Below are 21654 nucleotides of genomic sequence, written 5' to 3'. Positions count from 1 at the left end.
AGAAAGAGAGTATTAAAGTGAACAATTTGTAGACAAAATAAAAACAAATTATAAACCATGTTAATATTTAAAAATGGTTCATACTATAAAAAACAGATTGAAAAGAGGAAACATTTTGGAACCTTTTATGCCTCAATTAGTATACTTTGAACCAAGAGCATTAGAATATCCTCTTGGAAGAGAACTAAAAGAGAAGTTTGAAAAATTGAATCTTGAAATTCGTGAGACTACCTCGCATAACCAAATACGTGATTTGCCCGGGGAGAATGAAAATCAAAAATATAGAAATGCAAAATCAACCCTTGTAGTAGGAATCAGAAAGACATTGAAATTCGATACTTCTAAGCCTTCAGCAGAATATGCCATCCCTTTGGCCACTGGCTGTATGGGGCATTGCCATTATTGTTATTTGCAAACGACACTCGGAAGCAAACCTTATATCCGAACCTATGTAAACCTAGAGGATATCTTCGAACAAGCACAAAAATACATGGATGAGCGTAAGCCAGAGATCACTCGATTTGAAGCTGCTTGTACCTCGGACATAGTGGGATTAGACCATTTAACACATTCACTGAAGAAGACAATTGAATTTATCGGACAATCGGAATTTGGCTTGCTGAGGTTTGTAACAAAATTCCATCATGTCGACCATCTGCTTGATGCCAATCACAATGGAAGGACAAGATTCCGTTTTAGTGTTAATTCTCGTTATGTCATTAAGAACTTTGAGCCAGGTACCTCTTCCTTTGAAGATCGTCTGGCAGCTGCAAGAAAGGTCGCAAAGGCAAAATATCCCTTAGGATTTATTGTCGCACCCATTTATTTACATGAAGATTGGAAGGAAGGCTATCGTGAGCTATTTGGACGTTTAAGTGATGAGTTGGCAGGATTAGAAATACCGGATCTGACGTTTGAACTTATCCAGCACCGTTTTACAAAGCCAGCAAAAAACGTGATAGCAAAAAGGTATCCAAAAACCAAGCTTGAAATGGATGAGGAAAAACGAAAATATAAATGGGGCCGCTATGGGATTGGAAAATATGTATATCCAACAGAAGAAGCCAGTGAATTAGAAACAACCATTCGGAACTATATTAATGAATATTTTCCAAACGCCACTATTGAATACTTCACATAAAAAAAATAAAATTTTGTTTTTTTTCTTGTACACCGTACTATTTCTGCTTGCTGCTGCTTAAAGATGTAACAATGAGTACACCTTTAGGAGTGGCTGCCATGAAAATAGACGGTGTTTTTTCTGGAGGAGGAATTAAAGGCTTCGCATTAGTTGGGGCAATTGAAGAAATTGAAAAAAGAGGTTTTCAATTCGAACGGGTTGCTGGGACGAGTGCGGGATCAATTGTTGCTGCATTTATTGCGGCTGGCTATGGCAGTGGTGAGATGGAACAACTTCTTGATGAACTGGATTTAACCAAGTTTCTCGATGCCCGAAAAATGATTATTCCTTTTCCACTGGCTAAATGGCTTTTTGTTTATTGGAAGCTGGGTTTATATAAAGGGAATGAGCTGGAAAAGTGGATTGAAGAAAAATTAGCAGCAAAAGGTGTAAGAACATTTTCGGATTTGCCGCCGCAGAACTTAAGAATAATCGCTTCCGACCTCTCCAATGGCAGGCTGATGGTCCTGCCGGATGATTTAGTTAAATATGGTATTCCTCCTGAGTCGTTTTCAATCGCAAAAGCTGTAAGAATGAGCTGCAGTATTCCATATTTTTTCGAGCCTGTAAAATTAAAATCCATGGATGGAGTAAATGTAATCGTCGATGGAGGAGTATTAAGCAATTTCCCAATGTGGCTATTTGACCGGGAAAATATACAAAAGGTAAGGCCAGTAATCGGAATTAAATTAAGCGCAGATGAATACGAGCACGAAAAACATAAAATCAAAAATGCGATTCAGTTGTTTGGTGCACTGTTTGAAACGATGAAGGATGCACATGATTCCCGGTATGTATCTAGAAAACATGCCAAAAACATCATATTTGTTCCTTCTGAGGGAGCATTATCAATAGAGTTCCATCTGACAGATGAAAAGAAAAATGAATTGTTTGAATTAGGCAGAGAAGCTGCCAAAAAGTTCTTCAAGTCTTGGTGTTATTAAGGAAGCAAATAAAAAAATCGAGCGTTATAGTGACGCTCGATTTTTCTTTTTGCCTTTTTTGCCATCGATGACGGTTAAGTGAACAGGGGATTTCTTTTTTGTCTTGCTTTTCTTTAAAGAAGTCAGTGAACCAAAAGATGTACTTTTTGTAGACTGTTCTCCACCTTTAGTATGCAATCGTTTTTTGGACTTTTTAGCTGCTTTGATAAAGGCCTGCTGCTCTTTATTCCTAGGATTTGATCTGCGAATTAATCTAAAAACAAAATAAATGGCTAAGCCGACCAAGGCGAACACTACGATATTCTTAAGAAAACCGATAGGATCACCTGCAAAAGCTCCAATAATGCCAATTATTCCTAAAACAATAACACTGCCAACCAAAGGAACGGAAATCCGATTTTTCAAGAAAGCCACCTCCCTAAGAGCATCATAAGCATTTTCTTAATTTTTTAAACACATAACCAATGAGTTTTAGATATTTCTTCCATTTTTGTAGTTATTTTACCACTCACAGGTAGTTCTTTAGAATTATATGGAGAAATTTTTTTATCTTTCTTTAAAAAAATAATGTGTACTTAATTTTATTCTACTTCAACCATGAAAAAACCTCTAGGATGACATAATATTTCCAATTTAAAAGTGTAATCTATGCAAGTGATTGGCAATGAAAGGGCATAATATGGTGGAATTATGATTTGTTATTTATTTTTCAAGTAAAAAAAGCTTTTGAGGGGGTAGATTATTATGGCTAATGGATCGAAAAAATCAAATTATCCAAAACCAATGTCTTTTGTTACCGTAGTTTTCTGGACGGGATTATTTGGAGGTCTATTTTGGGGAACAATCGGATTTTTAGCATACTACTTTAATTTCACTGAAATTCGTCCAAATGTAATATTAGGCCCTTGGGCGTTGGGGAACTGGAAAAATGAATGGCTTGGGACGGTCATTTCAATCATTTTACTTGGTATCCTATCTGTTGGTGCAGCTTTTGTTTATTCCCTTGCTTTAAAAAAATTTAACGGAATTTGGTTAGGCTTAGGGTATGGTATTGTACTATTTTTCATAGTGTACTTGGTACTAAATCCAATTTTTCCAGGGATAAAACCATTTTTAGACTTAAGTCGTAATACAGTTATTACCACTATTTGCTTATATCTGGTATATGGATTATTTATTGGCTATTCGATTAACTATGAGTATGAAATCAATCATATGGAAGAAAATGAGACCGCTACTTAACGCTTTATTAGTCTTTATAGACTGAGGTGTGATAAAATAATTTTTGATATTATTCCAATAGGAAATTAATTTGATTTTGGATTACATACGGGAGAGTGGGAGAGATGGAAAAGATAGATAAATTTAGATCAAGTTTTTCTACACACGGAATAGATGGTTTTTTAATTACAAGTCAATTTAACCGTCGCTATATGACAAACTTTACAGGATCAGCTGGGGTAGTGCTCATTAGTGCTTCCAAGGCACAATTTATTACCGATTTCCGATATGTTGAACAAGCTTCAAACCAATGTGAAGGGTATGAAGTTGTCAAAATGACTGGAACGCTTGTGGAAGAAGTAGCGAAGCAAGCAAAAAACCTAGGTATTAAAAAACTTGGTTTTGAAGAAGATCATTTAACATATTCCACTTATAAAGCTTATGAAAAAGAACTCGAAGCAGAACTTGTTCCTGTTTCAGGTGTTATCGAAAAATTACGCTTGATTAAGACAGAAGCAGAGATTAAGATATTAAAGGTAGCTGCAGATATTGCCGATGCTGCGTTTAAGCATATATTGGATTTTATTCAACCAGGAAAAACGGAGCTTGAAGTATCCAATGAATTAGAGTTCTTTATGAGAAAGGCAGGCGCAACTTCTTCTTCCTTCGATATAATTGTTGCCTCTGGGTATCGCTCTGCTCTCCCACATGGAGTTGCAAGCGATAAGGTGATTGAAAAAGGAGATTTTGTAACCTTGGACTTTGGTGCTTATTATGACGGCTATGTATCAGATATCACTAGAACAGTGGCAGTAGGTGAACCTGAGGCAAAGCTTAAGGAAATATATAACATCGTTCTAGAAGCCCAATTGAGGGGAATGGCTGGTATTAAGCCTGGAATGACAGGAAAAGAAGCAGATGCACTAACAAGAGATTACATAACGGAAAAAGGTTATGGAGATTATTTTGGGCATTCTACCGGTCACGGTATTGGACTTGAGGTCCATGAAGGTCCGGCTCTTTCTTTCCGTTCCGATCTTGTTCTTGAACCAGGCATGATTGTAACGGTTGAACCAGGTATCTACCTGCCAGGACTTGGCGGGGTTCGGATTGAAGATGATACTCTCATTACGAAGGACCATAACGAAGCTTTTACTCATTCTACTAAAGAACTTATTATTTTGTAATAGACATAGGAGGATAAAACATGATTTCTGTTAATGATTTTAAAACAGGTCTAACAATTGAAGTGGACGGCGGGCTTTGGCGCGTTCTTGATTTCCAACACGTAAAACCAGGGAAAGGCGCGGCATTTGTTCGTTCAAAGCTTCGTAACCTTCGTAATGGAGCAATCCAAGAGAAAACATTCCGTGCAGGTGAAAAGGTTGAAAAAGCTCAAATTGATAACCGTAAAATGCAATACCTATATGCTAGCGGTGATCAGCATGTGTTCATGGATATGGAATCTTACGAACAAGTAGAGCTTCCTGCAAGCAATATTGAATATGAATTAAAGTTTTTAAAAGAAAACATGGAAGTTCATATCATGATGTTCGGTCATGAAACACTTGGTGTGGAACTGCCAAACACTGTTGTCCTTGAAGTTGCTGAAACAGAGCCAGGAATTAAAGGTGATACTTCATCAGGCGGCACTAAGTCAGCTACTCTTGAAACTGGGCTTAATGTTCAAGTACCATTCTTCGTTAACCAAGGAGATAAATTAATTATTAATACTACAGAAGCTTCCTATGTTTCTCGTGCATAATTCACGCATTAAACTAAGACCGGTTTTTTTACGGTCTTAGTTTTTTTTATAAACATGAAAAAAATTTTTTACTTTCCCTATTGTGAAAACTTCACTAAATAGTAATATTTACTTTCAATTCATATGATTAGTTTTTGCTAAAATAAAGTAGAATTACAACATATAAACAAAAGGGGTGACAAAGAAATGAAAAAAATTCTATCTCTCTTGTTTCTCTGTACTGCTATCGGTCTATTAGTAGCAGCCTGCGGCAGTTCTAAAGAGATAAATGTAACTTTAGATAAAAAACATCTGCCACTGCCAGATTATGTTTTGAATTCTTCTGATTTAATTCAAGAAACATATGCAATGGTATCTAACTATCCAGAGGTGGTAGCAGGCGTGCCTTGCTATTGCGGCTGTTATGCACAAGATGGTCATGAAAGTAATTTGGATTGTTATATTGATTCATTTGGAGACGATAAGGCCGTTACCGGCTGGGATTCAATGAGTATATCCTGAGACGTCTGTATAGATATCGCCCGGGAGGCGGTAGAAATGCATCTTGACGGTAAAAGCCCTAAGAAAATATATGACTTAATTACTACCAAATATCAAGATTTTGGGGAGCCAACTCCGACACCAGAACCTAAGTAAGGGATAGCCAATGAAAAAAATATTATACGGCCTTTACACGATCATCATTACTGGGATTATTATCTGTATTATTAATAGTGGTATTTTTAGCAGTGAGAATGCGGAAGCGGTTGCTGCAGGTGAAAAAATTTATCAAAAGCAGTGCCTGATTTGTCATGGAGACGATGGTAAAGGTGAAGGTAAAAATGCTGGTACTGCCATAAACAACCAACAATACTTAAATTCTGTAAGCGACAAAGACATTTATAACAGTGTTAAATTCGGCAGAGAAGGTACTGGTATGCCGAGTTATGGACCAAGACTTACAGAGAAAGAATTAAATAATGTTGTTGCTTATATTCGGAATTGGCAGTCAGAAGAAATTGAGTTTGAAGTGCCTAAAACCATTGCGGGTAATCCTGTTAACGGTGAGAAACTCTATAATTTATACTGCATAAACTGTCACGGAGAAGCGGGTGCAGGTAAATTAAAAATGGGGACAGCTCTTTCAAATCCACAATTCCTGAAATACACCACTGATAAGCAGATTTGGATTGGTACAGCTTATGGTCGTGATGATACTAGAATGGCAGCTTCACTAAAAGGACTTGACGGAGTAAGACAGCTCAAAGAAAAAGAAATTTCAGATATTGTGTCGTATATACGTTCATTAGAATGAAACTAAATAAACCCCTGAATCTTCGGATTCAGGGGTTTTTTAGTTAGATCGGCAAATGTGAACAATTTGTGGTCAAATTTTGACGAAAACGTAACGGTTTCTCCCCTTTTACAAAATGTTCAAAAGTGAATCAACTATACATAGATGATTAATATTATATTTGTTTCAAAGAGGGCTATAGTGAAAAATAGCTTTTTATAGGAGCTCAAGGAGGATTAACATGCTTAAAAAAAAGTTGTTGGCTTTATTTGCAATTTCGTCATTTTTATCTAGTTTTATCATTCCAAACGCATATGCCGAAACAACCTTTCTGCCAGAAAAGTTTCCTTATACTGAAATGCAAATTCAAGTAATGCCAGAGTTTGATTACCCTGAAGGCTGGGCAAAAGATACACCATCATTACTAGTGGGGCAGTATGGAACTATTTCAAACAAGAGTGGACAGGATTTTGATGGAAAGGTGGAAATATCTGTTCCCGCTAGCGAAAAAGGCTTCCAAGCATACTTAGTTGCTGAATTTCCTGAAGACAATAAGCCAGAAGTGCAACGGCCATTTGATGTTGATACGGAAAAGGGAATCATTTCATGGAAACCATCAAAAGCAATTAAGAATAATGAAACGTATAGATTCGTAGTGGAGTACTATACAAGCGCAGTAGAAGTAAAGGACAAGAGAAGCTTTACCTACGAATATAGCTGCCCTGCAGAGATTGGAACACTGGATGTAATCTTTTATGCCCCAATGGAGGCAAAGGAGATCACACTAGAGCCAAAGGCGCCAAATAATACACAAAGCGAATATGGTGAAGAACTATTCTACTATCAATACAAAGATGTAAAAGCTGGTGATAGCTATAAATATACTTTCTCCTATCAAAAAGATGGTTTTAAATCAACGTTAGACGCTATCAATGAAAAACAACCGCCGAATGATGAAAACCACGCTAGTGTTAAAAATGGTACTGCAACAGATCAACTCTCTGGTGGATCCGGCGGCGACCGTCCTCTAATTGGAATGGGCGGGGCTATCGTAATTGGAATCGCTATTATCATTTCAGGTGTATTTGTTTACTTAGGATTAAAGGGAAAATCACAGTCTGCACCTAAAGCTTCAAGTTCTAAAGCAGCAAACCATCCCCCTAAAAAGCAGCCGGTTAAAAAAGAGATTAAATCTATCAGTGTTGAAGATAAAAAAGAATTACGGAAGAAACTTCTAAATGGAAAAATTGATCAAGAAACATATGATGAGGAAATGAAAAAATTAATTTAATGGGGTGAAAGGGATGAAAAAGAACACGATTGTTATGATTGGCGGATTTATTATTGCCGGGGCTATTGTTTTCTTACTTATGGCAGCAACACCAGGATCAAGTGGCATTGAATTAACCATGAAGGAGCTTTTGGCTAACCAAGAAAAACATAAAGATGATTTTGTAACCGTTGAAGGTCTATTAATCGAAGAATCTATTAAATGGAACCCGGATAAAATTGAGTTGAAGTTTGATTTAAAAGATAACGACGGTAACTTAATGCATGTTATTCATAATGGTACAAGACCAGATAACTTCTCTGAAGGTGTTATTGTTATCCTCCAGGGCGCACCTACTAAGAAGGATACGTTTGCTGCTGAAACCGTAAAAACAAGATGTCCTTCCAAATACGAGGGTGAAGATGTAGAAAATTATGATCCTGAAGCACATAAAAAGTTATTAGATCAGCCACCAGCAGAACCCGATGAGGCAAAATAATAAGAAGGTGACGATATGTACTTATTTGCTAATGCAACAATATACGCAGGCTTAGCGCTTGCGATCTATTCACTCCTCATAATCACATTGGGGATTAGCACGAAGAATCAAAAATTAATTAACAGTGGTAAAGGCGGAGTCATTGGAATTCTAGTTTGTGCCTCAATGGCTATGCTTTCCTTATTCTACTTACTAGCGACATCTCAATTTCAATATGAATATGTTAGTGATTATACGAGCAGTGAGCTTCCTGTAATTTATAAGCTTACAGCATTATGGGCTGGGAATTCAGGCTCCTTGTTATTATGGACTTTCTTCTTAGTTCTTTACACTGTAATGATTGCCTTCTCAAGAAAAATGAGAGGAAATCCGATGGTTCCTTATATTTCCGCTATTCTATTAGGAAATATCGTCTTCTTCTTTTTAGTCCTTGGGTTTGTTGCAAAACCGTTTGTGTTATTGGACCAAGTTCCTATTGAAGGCCATGGTTTAAACCCAATGCTGCAAAATCCAGGTATGATTATCCATCCAGTTACACTTTACCTTGGTTACGTAGGACTGGCTATCCCATTTGCGTTTGCAATGGCAGCACTTATACTGAAAAACGTCGATGATTTCTGGTTCAAAATGACTAGACGCTGGACAATAATAGCTTGGTTGTTTTTAAGTTTAGGTAATATTTTTGGGGGTCAATGGGCTTATGTGGAGCTAGGCTGGGGCGGCTATTGGGCCTGGGATCCGGTTGAAAATGCTTCCTTCATGCCTTGGTTAACGGCAACTGCGTTCTTACATTCAGTGATGATTCAAGAACGGAAAAACATGTTAAAGATTTGGAACATAGGTTTAATCATTACTTCTTATGCCTTAACATTATTTGGAACATTCCTTGTTCGAAGCGGTGTCTTAACTTCTGTTCATGCGTTTGCTAACTCAAATCTAGGATTATACTTCTTAATCTTTATGGGTGTAATGGTAATTGGTGCCTTATATGTGCTAATGAGCCGTTACAATCTGCTAAAACGCAGTGCAGGAGAATTCAGTTCATATATTTCAAAGGAAAGCAGTTTCTTAATTAATAATTTATTGTTAGTAGGAGCGGCATTTGGTGTATTCTGGGGAACAGTATTCCCACTTGTATCTGAAGCGGTACGGGGTACCAAGGTTACAGTAGGGATGCCATTCTTTAATACCGTTCAAGCCCCAATTTTATTATCGATGATGTTTTTGATGGCAGTTTGTCCACTGCTGGCATGGCAAAGATCTTCGCTAAAGAACTTAAAGAAAAACTTTTTAATTCCAGCGATCCTTGCTGTTGCTGCAATGGCATTAATGGTGGTACTAGGAATCCAAAAAGCCTGGGCAGTAATCGGATTTGGCGTTATTGTTCTACTTTTTATCACACACTTCCTAGAGTTTTACCGTGGTGTCAAAGCTCGTAGAAAAATGACAAATGAAAAAGTTTATCTTTCACTTTATCGCTTAATGACTAAAAACCGTCGTAGATATGGCGGATATATTGTTCATATTGGTATAGCGTTTATTGCAATGGGAATTATCGGCTCACAAAATTATGACGTACAAACGATGAAAACAGTGAACTTAGGTGATTCCATTAAACTGAATGATTATCGAATTAATTACGAACGCCTTGATCAAAAAAGAGAGGGAATTAATGACATCGTTTATGCAGAAATGACCGTTTTCAAGAATGGAAAACGAATTGGAAGTATTCAACCTGAAAAAGTATTTTACGGAAACTGGGATCAGCCTTCATCAGAAGTTGGTTTAATCTCATCATTAAAAGAAGACTTATACGTAGTTTTGAGTGATTGGGAAGACGACGGAAAGGCGACTTTTATTGTAAAAATTAACCCAATGATTACTTGGCTTTGGATTGGTTCTTTCGTGATTGTAATTGGTTCACTATTTGCTGTTTGGAATGGAAAATATCAAAATATTACTCCAAGGTACACAGGAGTACGCAAAGAGGTGTCTTAATATGAAAAGTAAAATTTATATTGGACTCCTTTTGATTGCATTTATTTTTCAGGCTTCAATCTTCCAGGTGCAAGCGCAAGAGTTTGACTATAAATCTAAGGAATTCGAAGCAGCAGCGTCACAATTTATGTGTACATGCGGCTGTGGTCAGGACCATTTTGAATGTGACCCAAAGACTTGTAATCTAACAATTGGCTTTAAAGAAGATATTGCTGAAATGATGAACAAGGGCTGGGATAAGAATAAAATTCGTGAATACTACGTTAATATTTACGGTGAAGAAATTTTAACTGCACCAGAAAAAAGCGGGTTCAGTTTAGTTGCTTGGGTACTGCCATTTGCAGTTTTAGCTATTGCAGGGGTGGCGATATTCTTCATCGTTCGTAAATGGGTGAAGAAAAAAGGAACAGAAGAACTAACCCCAGACAACGAAAGCGATAAGGATGAAGTGGAAGAGGAAATTCTCTCATCTATGATTGAAGAAGAACGCAAAAAGTACCTTTAGGATGTGAACATAATGCAAGAAATCTCGATCATTTCAATGATATTTGCCGCTGCACTTGTGCTCATTTGTTTATTTCTCGTGCTGGCACCTTTCTTTTCTTGGGATTCATATTTAAGTTTCGTGAACAAGGGTCAAGACTCTGCAACGAATAAAGAAATGCTTTTATCCACTCTCAATGAACTAGAGTTTGAATACAAAATGGATAAAATCTCCCACGCGGATTATAAAAATTTAAAGAAACAATATGAAGCGCAAGTTGTCAGCATTATGAAGGATGAAGAAGAGCAAATGACATCTCAGACAGTCGACAAGGATTTAATGGCTGAAATAGAAAGTGAAATAGAGGCTTTAATGAAGAGTTATCAAACTAAAAAGGGGGAAGGAAAGTGATTAAGAAAATCACCGTTTTCCTCCTCGGGCTGCTGCTGCTCATTCCTATAAATGGAATGGCAGCTGCAGAATCAGTGATATCTGTTGATATGCATTATCTTGTCGTTAGCCCTGCAGAAGATGGTTCAACCAATATGATGAATATGGTGAACTACACTAATACGTCAGCAGAGGAATTTAAAGGTGACGGCACGGGTGAAGCAGTTCTGAATGTCACTATCCCGACAGGAGCAATAGGATTTACCTTTTTAGATAACAAAATTGCTCAAAAACAGGTTGATACGGGATTTATCACTACAGATCCTATACCAGCCAATCAGACGTTAGTTATGCCATATAGTTATAGAGTGGCAAAGGGCAAGGAAATTAACTTAAGTTTCGACTATCCTGTTCAAATGATGCAAATTCTTGTTCCTGAGGGAATGGGAAGCATTGAATTTAAAAATGTTACAGCAACGAATCAAGGCCTTTTCAAAATGGACGATCAAAATTATCAGGGCTACAGTGTTGAAGGCATTCAAGCCCAACAATCCTTTACTATGGTCTATGACAAAGAGATACAACCTTCACCAAGTGAAACACAAGGTTCTGACATGCAAGGAGCGAGTGCAAGTGATGGGAATGTAACCAAAACAGCACCAGCGTTCCACAATCCGGGCCACCTTCGAATGTGGTCACAATCGCCGCTGCACAGCTGGGATCCACATGTTTTCTTAATTGTGATGAGTGCGATTATTATCGCAGCAATGTCTTATTTTGCCTATTTTAGAATGAAGGCAAGGGCGGAAGAAAAGAGGCTTGGAGCGGATAAGGAAGAATCAGCATTTAAAAACCTTATGGCAAAGCAAAAAGCGATTATGGATAAAATCCTTGAATTAGAAGAAAACTTCGGTGATGGAAATATGTCAGAAGAGGATTATCAAGCTAAATTGGCTGCTTACAAACAGCATTTAGTACAAGTAAAAATAAATTTACGCCAATTTGTAGAGTAGCAGTCGGAATGCGAGGGATACTTGATGATTGAAATTAAAAAGCTAACAAAGCAAGCCGACAATAAGTTAATCCTGCGAGGTATTGACCTATCCATTACTCAAGGTGAAACAGTTGCTATACTTGGTCCAAATGGTGCTGGAAAAAGCACACTGCTTAAAGTGCTGGCAACATTAATCAAGCCTACATCTGGACTTGTGAAGATTAACGGATTGGATTTAAAAAAAGATCATATCGAAGTAAAAAAAATGTTTGGTTACTTGCCGCATTCCAGCTTGTTATACGATCACTACACGCCATTAGAAAACTTAGTTTTCTTTGGTAACTTATATGGTGTCAAGGATGTTGAAAATAGAGCAAGAAAACTTGTAAATGAGGTAGGCTTGTCATTTTTTATCAATGAACCTGTAAAGAATTTTTCACGCGGGATGATACAAAGGATTGCGATTGCTAGAGCTATCATACATGAACCGAAAATCATGCTGCTAGACGAACCACATACCGGTTTGGATCAAGGTGCCATTACCATTTTAAATAATGTTGTCCTTTCTATGAAAGAGAAAGGGTGTACCACATTAATCGTAACACATGATTTCAAGCAAGCTGCTGCAATATGTGATCGAATTATCATTGTGAAAAATGGCAAGATTGCTGATGATTTTAAAATAAATAATAAATCACTAAGTTTAGTTTCTGAAAAATATCAGGTATTAGTAGAGGGGGTTTCATGATGTTCAGAGCAGCCCTCACTATAGCCAAAAAAGATATCTATTCAGAATTAAGAACAAAACAAGTTTTGGGCACCATGATTATTTTTGCAGGTTTAGTCATCCTCGTACTAAGCTTTGCTTTTGACCCGGCAAACAATACCACAAAAGCCGTTATTCCCGGTGCTGTATGGATCATCATCGTCTTTTCAGGAATATTGGGACTAAATCGCTCGTTAGTATCAGAGCAGCGGAATGATACGATGCATGGTTTACTCGTTGCACCCATGGATGCTTCTAGCATTTATTTAGGTAAATTCATGGCAAACTTCTCAATGATATTGATAGTAGAAATTGTGTCCATTCCTTTTCTCTTTCTCCTATTTGATTTTAAAATCACCGGCAGCATTCTCTATTTCATATTAGTTTTATTTGTCGGCAGTTTTGGATTCATTGCGATTGGAACTTTTCTAGCTGCACTTGCTTCCAATTCAAAGAGTAGTGAAATGTTATTACCGCTATTGCTTTTCCCAATGACAAGCCCTGTCTTGATTGGTGTTACACAAGCAACAAAAATTATTCTAACGAATATGGAGAAATTACCGACTGCTATTTCCTGGATGCAATTGGTCTCAGCCTTTGATGTAATTTTCTTTGTTCTATGTTTTTTACTAATTGAGTATGTTCTGGAGGTTTAAGAGATGAGTATGAATCTTGAAAGAGAAAAGGCGCCCCTTCCAATAATAGATTTGGCCCCGGTGAAAAGTCCTTTGCTTACAAAATTGTTATATGGCGGTATGGTAGTTTCAATGTTAGCGGCATTCTATTTTATTTTCATGTATGCTGAAATTGAAAAGACTATGGGTGCAGTACAAAAGATATTTTATATGCATGTTCCATCAGCATGGGTAGCATTTTTAGCATTCTTCGTGACCTTTGTCTTTAGTATCTTATTCTTAATAAAACGTAAAAGAATTTATGACACATATGCCTATGTATCGGCAGAAATAGGGGTTGTTTTTACTGCTATCGTACTAACAACGGGTCCAATCTGGGCGAAATCTTCTTGGAATACATGGTGGGCATGGGAACCACGCTTGACTACTACATTAATTCTTTTCTTCCTTTATATGGCTTATCTTATGGTTCGCCAGATGGATGGGGTTTGGGATAAAAAAGCAAGACTTGCTGCGGTATTCGGAATTATCGGCTTTGCAGATGTTCCAATTGTATTCTTTGCGATTCGCTGGTGGCAATCGAAATTCCATCCAATCGTTTTTGGAGATGGTCTTTCGCAGCAAGGCGGAGGAATTGCACCTAGTATGCTTGTTGCATTGTTGGTTACCATTACGGCATTTACCTTCCTTTATGCTTATCTGCTTCACAAGGGAGTATCATTTGAAAATATGAAAATAAATGTTGGTCACTACAAAGAAAGATTACGCGAAAGATTGGAAAACTAGGAGGAATAGATCATGGGATTCATGTATGCAGCATATTCAGTAGTTTGGGTAATTATTTTTGGCTATATGCTTTTAATTGGTAAACGTCATAACAGTCTTAAAAAAGATATCGAGTTTTTAAAACAATTAGATAGGTAGAAAAAATAAAAAAGGCCTGTTTATACAGAACAGGCCTTTTCTAAAACTACTTATTGCTGTCAGGAGGAAGTAGAATGAGCAGACGAGTCATTAACTTACTCGTGTTGTTTCTGTTAATTGGAATGTTTGGCTTTTTTGGTTATAGTTTGGCCAGCAAAGGTGACAATACCGATGTCGGGGATCAAGCCTATAATTTTGAACTGCCAAATTTAGATGGGACAAATACGAAGCTTTCTGATTACAAAGGTGAAATTATCATCCTGAATTATTTTGCTTCATGGTGTAAACCATGTGTGGATGAAGCTCCGGAGCTAGAGGCATTTGCGAAAGATTACGGTGACCAATACAGATTAATCATGATTAACAAGGGTGAAACAAAGGACCGAGTTAAAAAGTTTCTGGAGAAATATAACACACCTGCTGTTTATGTATTTGACTACAATTCTAAAATTGCCAAAAAGTATAACGTGACGGGACAGCCAGAAACCTTTGTCATTGATAGAAAAGGAGTCATAAGGGAGCATTACAATGGTCCAGTTACATCGGCTCAATTATACGAAATGGTAAAGAAGTATGACCAATAATAATAGTCAGGACTGAATCACTATACAATTGATTCAGTCCTTTTTTTATCCACTAATTGGATGATATTTATAATCTGCGGCGATACTTACTTTGATACTCAGTTGTCCTGGTTGAATTTGAGTTGTGCTAACTGCTTTAGCAAACGCAGCTTGTTGGACCTCTATAGGCTGAATCATTTCGCCGCCTTCCGTGACAAGAATTGGCGTGGGATTAAGGTTCACTCTTAGGGTATTGGCTATGGTTTTCGCTTTGTTACTGGCATTGTTTAAAGCGATAGCGAGTGCTTGTTGGTAATAAGATTCTTTGTATCTCGTTGTGAATTGAACATTTGCGACGTAGTTGGCCCCGTTTTGGACAGCAGTATCTATTACTTTCCCAATAATGTTTAAGTCTTCTATTTTCACCTGCAAAATATGTGTGACTTTATATCCTCGAAAAATTTGTTTTCCTTGTTCATATTCATAATCAGGTTCAATCCGGTAATCAAAGGTTTGTATCTGATTTCTTTCAATCCCTAATCTCATGAGAGAATCAATTACCTTGTTTGCAGTCATTGAATTCTCTTGCTGTGCCTCAATTAATTCTTTACTCTCCGTGACTACACCAAGATTAACAGAGGCAGTATCTGGCTGAACTGCTATTTCTCCTTCCCCTCTTACTTTTATTAAATGGTTCTGTTGGCTCAGGGTTTTAAGGTATCCAGGGTTCTGAATATACACGGGATTCCCCCTTATTAAAATTTCTTACTAATACATTACGTTTAGCTAAATGAAGTATTCCTAGTTCTAGTAACTCTTTCGAAAAAATAGAATATAAGAGTATTTTAAAAGAATTGAAATTTTCAAAGTCATATTGCTTATCAAAGGGCATACATTTTAAATAATGAGACAAGCAACAAGGAGGAAGAAATGTGGAAACGATCCTTAAATTCTTACCCAAAAACATTGCCGATCTAATCAGTAAAATCCCTCCTAATCAAAAAGCAGAATTGGAAGAAATCAGAATCCGCATCGGACGTCCTATAGAAATTACGATGAAAGGAGCTCCAAGGTTTCTATCGTATATCATTCAGCAAGAAGATGCTTTTCATTTAATGAATAAAATCAGCCAATTCTCTATCTATACACTTGAGGAAGAGTTGAAGCGGGGGTATATAACAGTTTCTGGAGGCCATCGAATTGGACTTGCAGGAAAGGTGATCCTTGAAGAAGGAAAGGTAAAAGCGATAAGGGATATTGCATCTTTTAACATTCGGATTGCCAAGGAGAAGTTAGGTATAGCAGAGAAGATTATGCCCTTACTATTTCAAGACTCCTGGATGCATACAATGATTGTTGGTCCCCCACAAACAGGAAAAACAACGCTTTTACGGGATATCGCCAGAATTATCTCAACCGGAAACCATCAAAAAGGTATACACGCATATAAGGTAGGGATCGTGGATGAACGTTCGGAAATTGCTGGATGTGTAAATGGAATTCCTCAAATGTCGTTCGGTCATCGTCTAGATGTATTAGACGCCTGCCCAAAAGCAGAGGGAATGATGATGATGATTCGTTCAATGAGTCCAGAGGTATTAGTTGTTGATGAAATCGGTCGTGCAGAGGATGCAGAGGCTATACAAGAAGCTGTCCACGCAGGCATAAAACTAATTATGACCACTCATGGATCGAGCTTGGAGGAGGTAAAGAAAAGACCTTCATTAAGCTCCATTATCGACCAAAACATATTCCAACGATTTATTGTACTAAGCAGGTCTCAAGGTCCAGGAACCATTACACATATTTTGGATGGAAGCGGAAAAGAACTGAGTCAAAAAGTGAGAGTGATGTAAATGGTTAAATTAATTGGAGCCATTTTTATTATTCTCGCTACCACTTGGACAGGGTTTGAAGCAGCCAAACATTTAAGCGAGCGGCCTAGACAGCTTAGGCAGTTAAAATCAGCACTACAATCACTTGAAGCAGAAATTATGTATGGTCATACACCCTTGCATGAAGCCGCGAGGAGATTGGCTGCACAACTATCTAAACCATTGTCATCCTTCTTTGAAAGCTTTGCAAAGAAGTTGACCGATACGGAAACAACGGTAAAAGAAGCCTGGGAAGACAGCTTGAAGGAGGTTTGGAAGCAAACGGCATTTAAACAAGGTGAATTTGAAATCATGAAACAATTCGGGGAAACCCTCGGTCGGCACGATCGCTTTTCCCAGCAAAAACATATTATGCTAACTCTTTCCCATCTCGAAAGAGAAGAAGCGGACGCCATTCAAAGCCAGGCGAAATACGAAAAAATGGTAAAGAGTTTAGGGTTCTTTTCAGGATTATTACTGATCATTTTATTAATTTAGGGGGAAAAGCAATGGGCTTAGAAGTAGATATTATCTTTAAAATAGCCGGAGTGGGCATAGTGGTTGCGTTTTTGCATACTGTTCTTGATCAGGTTGGGAAAAAGGAATATGCCCAGTGGGTAACACTATTTGGCTTTATTTACATTTTGTTTCAAGTCGCATCAATTGTTGATGATCTATTCCAGAAAATAAAATCTGTCTTCTTGTTTCAATAGAAAGGAGGGCTTTGCCATCGAAATTATTAAAATAGTTGGCGTGGCTCTTGTCGCAACCTTCCTAGCATTAATAATAAAGGAGCAAAAACCTAATTTCGCCTTCCTCTTAATTGTATTTGTTGGATGCAGCATTTTCCTGTTTTTAGTTGATAAAATTTATGAAATTATTCATATGCTTGAAAAGCTCGCCGTGAATGCAAATGTGAATTTGATTTACGTAGAGACCATACTAAAAATCATTGGAATTGCCTATATTGCTGAATTTGCATCTCAAATTACCAAGGACGCAGGCCAGGGTGCTGTGGCTTCGAAAATTGAACTTGCTGGAAAAGTATTGATTCTGGCGATGGCAATTCCAATATTAACTGTCATGATTGAAACCATAATCAAGCTGATTCCAAGCTAGAAAGGTATTTTCTTTTTAAAATATGAGGTGAAAAATGATGAAGCAAAGGCTGCAGATTATTCCCATTATCATTCTATTATGTATGTTTTTTACTTCAACAAGTGTAAAAGCTAACGAAGAAAAGGAAGCCAGCACACCTCTATCGCCACAGGAATTAGTAGATGCACAGCTTGAGACAATGGATTTAACAGAACTTAAACAATATTGGGAGGATATACAAACTAAATATGGCGGCTTCCTCCCTGAAAGCCAAAAAGGGAGTCTGTACGATTTTGTGAAGGGAGACAAGCAATTCTCTTTCAAGGAATGGACCCAGGGAATTATTAAATTCTTGTTTCATGAATTTGTCGTAAATGGAAAACTGCTAGGTTCATTAATCTTACTTACGATTTTCAGTATGTTTCTCCAATCGATGCAGAATGCATTTGAGAGCAGTACGATCAGTAAAGTTGCCTACTCCATCGTCTATATGGTCCTAGTAATTATTGCGCTTAATAGTTTTCATATCGTCATAGAATATACCAATGAGGCAATAGGCAGTATGATTTCATTTGTGCTGGCACTGATTCCGCTTTTGTTAGCCTTAATTGCTTCTTCTGGAGGAATAATCTCAGCCGCTTTCTTTCACCCAGTTATCTTGTTTTTAATGAATATAAGCGGAATGTTTATGCAATTTGTTATTCTCCCGCTTCTCTTTTTAGCCACTCTTTTAAGTATCGTAAGTACGATGTCCGACCAGTATAAGGTGACACAGCTGGCACAGCTGTTAAGAAACTGGAGCATTGGTTTAATGGGGCTTTTCTTGACGGTTTTTCTTGGAGTCATTTCAGTCCAGGGTGCTTCTACTGCTATAACCGATGGTGTAGCCATCCGTACAGCAAAATTCGTTACAGGGAACTTTATCCCTGTTATTGGCAGAATCTTCACTGATGCAGCCGATACAGTAGTAAGTGCTTCTGGATTATTAAAGAATTCAGTTGGTATTGCAGGGGTCGCTATTCTCCTCATTATCGTTGCTTTCCCTGCTTTTAAAATCTTAATGATCGCCTTTATCTATAAATTTGCAGCTGCGATATTACAGCCATTAGGCGGGGGTCCCGTTATTAAATGTTTAGATATTATCAGCAAAAGTGTTATATATGTGTTTGCTGCACTGGGTATTGTCTCTCTCATGTTCTTTTTAAGTATTACAGTAATTGTCGCAGCAGGGAATTTAACAATGATGATGAGATAGGGGAGAACATTATGGAGTTTTTAATAGAATGGGTTACCAATATCATCCTATTTATTCTTTTAGCAACGGTTATTGATATGCTGCTTCCTAATACAAGTTTACAAAAATATACAAAAATGGTTACCGGGCTTTTGCTTATTGCCATCATTCTTACACCAATTTTTAAGTTAATCTCAAAGGACTTTGAAACAGTCATGGCTCAGATCCCAACATTTCAGGATTCTGGAGAAAAAAATATGGAAAATTTAATAGAATTGCAGAAAAAAGAAATACAAGCCTCCAATCATGCATATATTTTAGAAACAATGGCTGTCCAGCTTGAAAAGGGAGTAGAGGAGGAGTTGATGGAACAATTTGGTTTGGAAATTGCAAAAATAGAACTTACAACCAAGAATGATAGTCAAGAATCATTCCCTGACAACCTAGAAATGGTTACAGTACTTTTAAAGCAGCCAGAAACATCCGTTACGACAGTCGAAGCCATACAACCAGTGAGCATTACTACAGAAACACCTCTTCCATCTAAGGATCCAACAGAAGAATCTGAAAAAATCGCCGCATTTCTTTCGCAGCAATGGAATGTAACCGAAAAAGCAATTGAAGTCTCGGTTGAAGGGGGGATGAATAAGTAGAATGGAAAATAATAAAGGACCATTTTCATGGTTGAAAAACATAATGGCAAAGGGAGAGACTTCCGATAAAAAGTCCGGGAAATATCAATATATGATTCTAGTGCTTTGCATTGGTGCGGCATTCATGATTGTCGGAAATGTACTATTTTCCGATAAACCAGCTCCACTTGATAGTAAGGCCGTAACCACCAGCCAAGCAGAAACCTCAGATGTTGAGGCTTTTAGCCTAAAGAAGGACTCAAATAATAAAAGTATCTCTGGATATGAAGAGGAGTATGAGAAGCAGCTTAAGAAGGCACTTGAAGAAATGCTGGGTGTGGACGATGTAACGGTGGTAGTGAATATTGATTCAACTGACAAGAAAGTGCTTGAGAAAAATACAGTGACAAAATCTCAGACAACGGAAGAAAAAGACAACGAGGGTGGGGAACGAAAGGTACAGGATACCTCCACAGACGAGCAATTAGTTATTATTCGTGAAGGAGAGAAAGAGGTACCCATTGTGGTTGAATATCAAAAACCAGCCATTCGCGGAGTGTTAGTGGTAGCGAAAGGTGCAGAAAATATTCAAGTAAAAAAATGGATTATTGAGGCAGTAACAAGAGCGCTTGACGTACCAAGTCATCGCGTTGCCGTTATGCCTAAAAAATAAAAGGGGGATTTAAAAATGCTATTGAAAAAACAAACAGTTTGGTTATTAACAATGTTAAGTTTGGTAGTTGTGTTATCCGTTTATTACATTACTTCACCTGAACAAAAAAGTAATGAACTTGCTGCAGTAAAACAAGAAGAGAAAGCAGACCAAAAGGAAAAAGAAACAAAAACCGATACTGAAGCCAAAGAAGGCGATACTGTTATTTCACAAGTTGCAGGTGATGAAGAATTTGAAGCGCTTCGGTTAAAGCTTCAAGATGAGCGCAGTGAATTAAAGGAACAATTAAACGCTGTTGTTGCAACGACTGATCTACCTGCGGCTGAAAGAAGTGAAGCAGTGGACCAAATGAAAAAATTAAATGAAATTGCCCAAAAGGAAGAAATGCTTGAAACGTTAATTAAAGCCATGGATTATGAAGACGCTCTTGTTAGAGCAGATGGTTCCACAGTTAAAATTATTGTAAAGTCTAATAAAGAGTCTTCTAAATCAGAAGCCAATGCGATTATTCAAATGGTGAAGAAAGAAATTGGTGAAACCAACTTTGTTGCTGTTGAATTCCAGCCAACAAAATAAATTGAAATATCTTAAAGGAGAGCATTTTGCTTTCCTTTTTTTACTGTTCGTTAACAAGATTATTGAACTTTAATAAGGTATTAGCGTATAGTATTAGTAGTTAGTCTTAATTTAGCAGGACAAGGAGTGTTCAGATTGTTAAAAGTACAAGAAATTCGTGAATTAATAAAATTAGTGGACCAGTCCAGTATTGATGAATTTGTATATGAGAATGAAGGCTCAAAAATTAAAATGAAAAAGAATACTGGAACAACAACTGTTACCGCTGTACAGGTACCACAAGCAGCAGCTCAGGCAATTCCTGTCGTGCAGCCAGCAGCACCAGCTGCAGTTGCAAGTACAGCACCTGTACCAGAAGTAAAGCAGGAAGAAGCAGTAAGTAATGCTGCAAGTCAGGCTGATACTTCAAATTTACACAAAATTACTTCTCCAATGGTTGGGACTTTTTATGCCTCACCAACACCGGAAGCAGACGTTTATGTAAAAGCAGGTTCTGTTGTGACAAAGGATTCTATCGTATGTATTGTAGAAGCAATGAAATTATTTAATGAAATTGAAGCAGAAGTAAATGGTGAAATTGTTGAAGTTCTTGTGAAGAATGGACAATTAGTAGAATACGGACAGCCTTTATTTTTAGTGAAGCCGGAATAAGGAGCGATAA

29 protein-coding genes are annotated in these 21654 nt (G+C 37.4%); 27 read left to right on the top strand and 2 right to left on the bottom strand.

Annotated features, from left to right (window positions below):
* Positions 1-115: 115 nt before the first annotated feature.
* On the top strand, positions 116-1141 hold the full coding sequence (gene splB / locus ACIQAA_RS02260) for a spore photoproduct lyase (protein ID WP_402614411.1): 1026 nt from the start codon (positions 116-118) through the stop codon (positions 1139-1141).
* A 98-nt stretch (positions 1142-1239) separates the two neighbouring features.
* Complete coding sequence (locus tag ACIQAA_RS02255) at positions 1240-2124, top strand: patatin-like phospholipase family protein (protein ID WP_402614408.1); 885 nt, start codon at positions 1240-1242, stop codon at positions 2122-2124.
* Between the two features lie 24 nt (positions 2125-2148).
* On the opposite strand, the gene ACIQAA_RS02250 is transcribed toward ACIQAA_RS02255, so the two are convergent.
* Positions 2149-2538, bottom strand: coding sequence for an SA1362 family protein (locus ACIQAA_RS02250; RefSeq protein ID WP_402614405.1), 390 nt, complete (start codon positions 2536-2538; stop codon positions 2149-2151).
* Positions 2539-2868: 330 nt separating this feature from the next.
* Here ACIQAA_RS02250 and ACIQAA_RS02245 point away from each other — a divergent pair, with 330 nt between their 5' ends.
* From ACIQAA_RS02245 to ACIQAA_RS02170, 16 genes are all read left to right on the top strand, one after another.
* Positions 2869-3366 (top strand): YqhR family membrane protein, encoded by a 498-nt coding sequence (locus ACIQAA_RS02245; RefSeq protein ID WP_402614402.1) that lies wholly within the window; start codon positions 2869-2871, stop codon positions 3364-3366.
* Positions 3367-3470: 104 nt separating this feature from the next.
* Complete coding sequence (locus tag ACIQAA_RS02240) at positions 3471-4532, top strand: M24 family metallopeptidase (protein WP_402614399.1); 1062 nt, start codon at positions 3471-3473, stop codon at positions 4530-4532.
* A gap of 20 nt (positions 4533-4552) precedes the next feature.
* Positions 4553-5110 (top strand): elongation factor P, encoded by a 558-nt coding sequence (gene efp / locus ACIQAA_RS02235; RefSeq protein ID WP_283861464.1) that lies wholly within the window; start codon positions 4553-4555, stop codon positions 5108-5110.
* Between the two features lie 186 nt (positions 5111-5296).
* A complete protein-coding gene (locus ACIQAA_RS02230; protein WP_349654866.1) occupies positions 5297-5746 on the top strand; it encodes a PCYCGC motif-containing (lipo)protein in 450 nt (149 codons plus the stop codon).
* Between the two features lie 10 nt (positions 5747-5756).
* Positions 5757-6404, top strand: a complete 648-nt coding sequence (locus ACIQAA_RS02225; RefSeq protein WP_402614396.1) for a c-type cytochrome — start codon at positions 5757-5759, stop codon at positions 6402-6404.
* A 220-nt stretch (positions 6405-6624) separates the two neighbouring features.
* Entirely contained in the window at positions 6625-7674 is a 1050-nt protein-coding gene (locus ACIQAA_RS02220) for a hypothetical protein (RefSeq protein ID WP_402614393.1), read from the top strand.
* A gap of 13 nt (positions 7675-7687) precedes the next feature.
* A complete protein-coding gene (locus tag ACIQAA_RS02215; RefSeq protein ID WP_402614390.1) occupies positions 7688-8152 on the top strand; it encodes a cytochrome c maturation protein CcmE in 465 nt (154 codons plus the stop codon).
* A gap of 15 nt (positions 8153-8167) precedes the next feature.
* On the top strand, positions 8168-10150 hold the full coding sequence (locus ACIQAA_RS02210; RefSeq protein WP_402614387.1) for a heme lyase CcmF/NrfE family subunit: 1983 nt from the start codon (positions 8168-8170) through the stop codon (positions 10148-10150).
* A gap of 1 nt (position 10151) precedes the next feature.
* Positions 10152-10655 (top strand): cytochrome c-type biogenesis protein, encoded by a 504-nt coding sequence (locus tag ACIQAA_RS02205; RefSeq protein ID WP_402614384.1) that lies wholly within the window; start codon positions 10152-10154, stop codon positions 10653-10655.
* A gap of 12 nt (positions 10656-10667) precedes the next feature.
* Entirely contained in the window at positions 10668-11045 is a 378-nt protein-coding gene (locus ACIQAA_RS02200) for a hypothetical protein (protein WP_402614381.1), read from the top strand.
* On the top strand, positions 11042-12037 hold the full coding sequence (locus tag ACIQAA_RS02195; RefSeq protein WP_402614378.1) for a hypothetical protein: 996 nt from the start codon (positions 11042-11044) through the stop codon (positions 12035-12037). Before ACIQAA_RS02200 ends, ACIQAA_RS02195 begins: the two co-directional genes overlap by 4 nt.
* Positions 12038-12061: 24 nt before the next feature.
* Entirely contained in the window at positions 12062-12766 is a 705-nt protein-coding gene (locus tag ACIQAA_RS02190; protein WP_402614375.1) for an ABC transporter ATP-binding protein, read from the top strand.
* A complete protein-coding gene (locus tag ACIQAA_RS02185; protein ID WP_402614372.1) occupies positions 12766-13440 on the top strand; it encodes a heme exporter protein CcmB in 675 nt (224 codons plus the stop codon). The genes ACIQAA_RS02190 and ACIQAA_RS02185 overlap by 1 nt, the downstream gene beginning before the upstream one ends.
* Before the next feature lie 3 nt (positions 13441-13443).
* Positions 13444-14205, top strand: a complete 762-nt coding sequence (locus ACIQAA_RS02180) for a cytochrome c biogenesis protein (RefSeq protein ID WP_402614369.1) — start codon at positions 13444-13446, stop codon at positions 14203-14205.
* 12 nt (positions 14206-14217) lie between these two features.
* Positions 14218-14343, top strand: a complete 126-nt coding sequence (locus tag ACIQAA_RS02175) for a CcmD family protein (RefSeq protein ID WP_082799345.1) — start codon at positions 14218-14220, stop codon at positions 14341-14343.
* Positions 14344-14417: 74 nt separating this feature from the next.
* Complete coding sequence (locus ACIQAA_RS02170) at positions 14418-14927, top strand: TlpA family protein disulfide reductase (protein ID WP_402614365.1); 510 nt, start codon at positions 14418-14420, stop codon at positions 14925-14927.
* Between the two features lie 45 nt (positions 14928-14972).
* Here the strand turns inward: ACIQAA_RS02170 and ACIQAA_RS02165 are convergent, their stop codons facing one another.
* Positions 14973-15647 (bottom strand): SIMPL domain-containing protein, encoded by a 675-nt coding sequence (locus ACIQAA_RS02165; protein ID WP_402614362.1) that lies wholly within the window; start codon positions 15645-15647, stop codon positions 14973-14975.
* Between the two features lie 191 nt (positions 15648-15838).
* Here ACIQAA_RS02165 and spoIIIAA point away from each other — a divergent pair, with 191 nt between their 5' ends.
* From spoIIIAA to accB, 9 genes are all read left to right on the top strand, one after another.
* Complete coding sequence (gene spoIIIAA, locus ACIQAA_RS02160) at positions 15839-16762, top strand: stage III sporulation protein AA (protein ID WP_402614359.1); 924 nt, start codon at positions 15839-15841, stop codon at positions 16760-16762.
* Positions 16763-17278, top strand: coding sequence for a stage III sporulation protein SpoIIIAB (gene spoIIIAB, locus ACIQAA_RS02155; RefSeq protein ID WP_335530334.1), 516 nt, complete (start codon positions 16763-16765; stop codon positions 17276-17278).
* 11 nt (positions 17279-17289) lie between these two features.
* Positions 17290-17493, top strand: coding sequence for a stage III sporulation protein AC (spoIIIAC, locus tag ACIQAA_RS02150; protein ID WP_007084610.1), 204 nt, complete (start codon positions 17290-17292; stop codon positions 17491-17493).
* 16 nt (positions 17494-17509) lie between these two features.
* The gene (gene spoIIIAD, locus ACIQAA_RS02145; protein ID WP_174524393.1) at positions 17510-17899 is read left to right on the top strand and encodes a stage III sporulation protein AD; all 390 of its coding nucleotides are present in this window, start codon (positions 17510-17512) and stop codon (positions 17897-17899) included.
* Between the two features lie 37 nt (positions 17900-17936).
* Positions 17937-19133, top strand: a complete 1197-nt coding sequence (gene spoIIIAE, locus ACIQAA_RS02140) for a stage III sporulation protein AE (protein ID WP_402615585.1) — start codon at positions 17937-17939, stop codon at positions 19131-19133.
* 11 nt (positions 19134-19144) lie between these two features.
* A complete protein-coding gene (gene spoIIIAF, locus ACIQAA_RS02135; protein ID WP_402614356.1) occupies positions 19145-19765 on the top strand; it encodes a stage III sporulation protein AF in 621 nt (206 codons plus the stop codon).
* Between the two features lies 1 nt (position 19766).
* Entirely contained in the window at positions 19767-20417 is a 651-nt protein-coding gene (gene spoIIIAG, locus ACIQAA_RS02130; protein WP_402614354.1) for a stage III sporulation protein AG, read from the top strand.
* 15 nt (positions 20418-20432) lie between these two features.
* Entirely contained in the window at positions 20433-20993 is a 561-nt protein-coding gene (locus ACIQAA_RS02125) for a SpoIIIAH-like family protein (RefSeq protein ID WP_402614352.1), read from the top strand.
* A gap of 135 nt (positions 20994-21128) precedes the next feature.
* A complete protein-coding gene (gene accB, locus ACIQAA_RS02120; RefSeq protein WP_402614349.1) occupies positions 21129-21644 on the top strand; it encodes an acetyl-CoA carboxylase biotin carboxyl carrier protein in 516 nt (171 codons plus the stop codon).
* Positions 21645-21654: the final 10 nt, after the last annotated feature.

This window comes from Neobacillus sp. NPDC093182, assembly GCF_044754045.1.
Note: the sequence above shows the minus strand (reverse complement) of the source record. Positions and strands in the feature narration are given on the sequence as shown.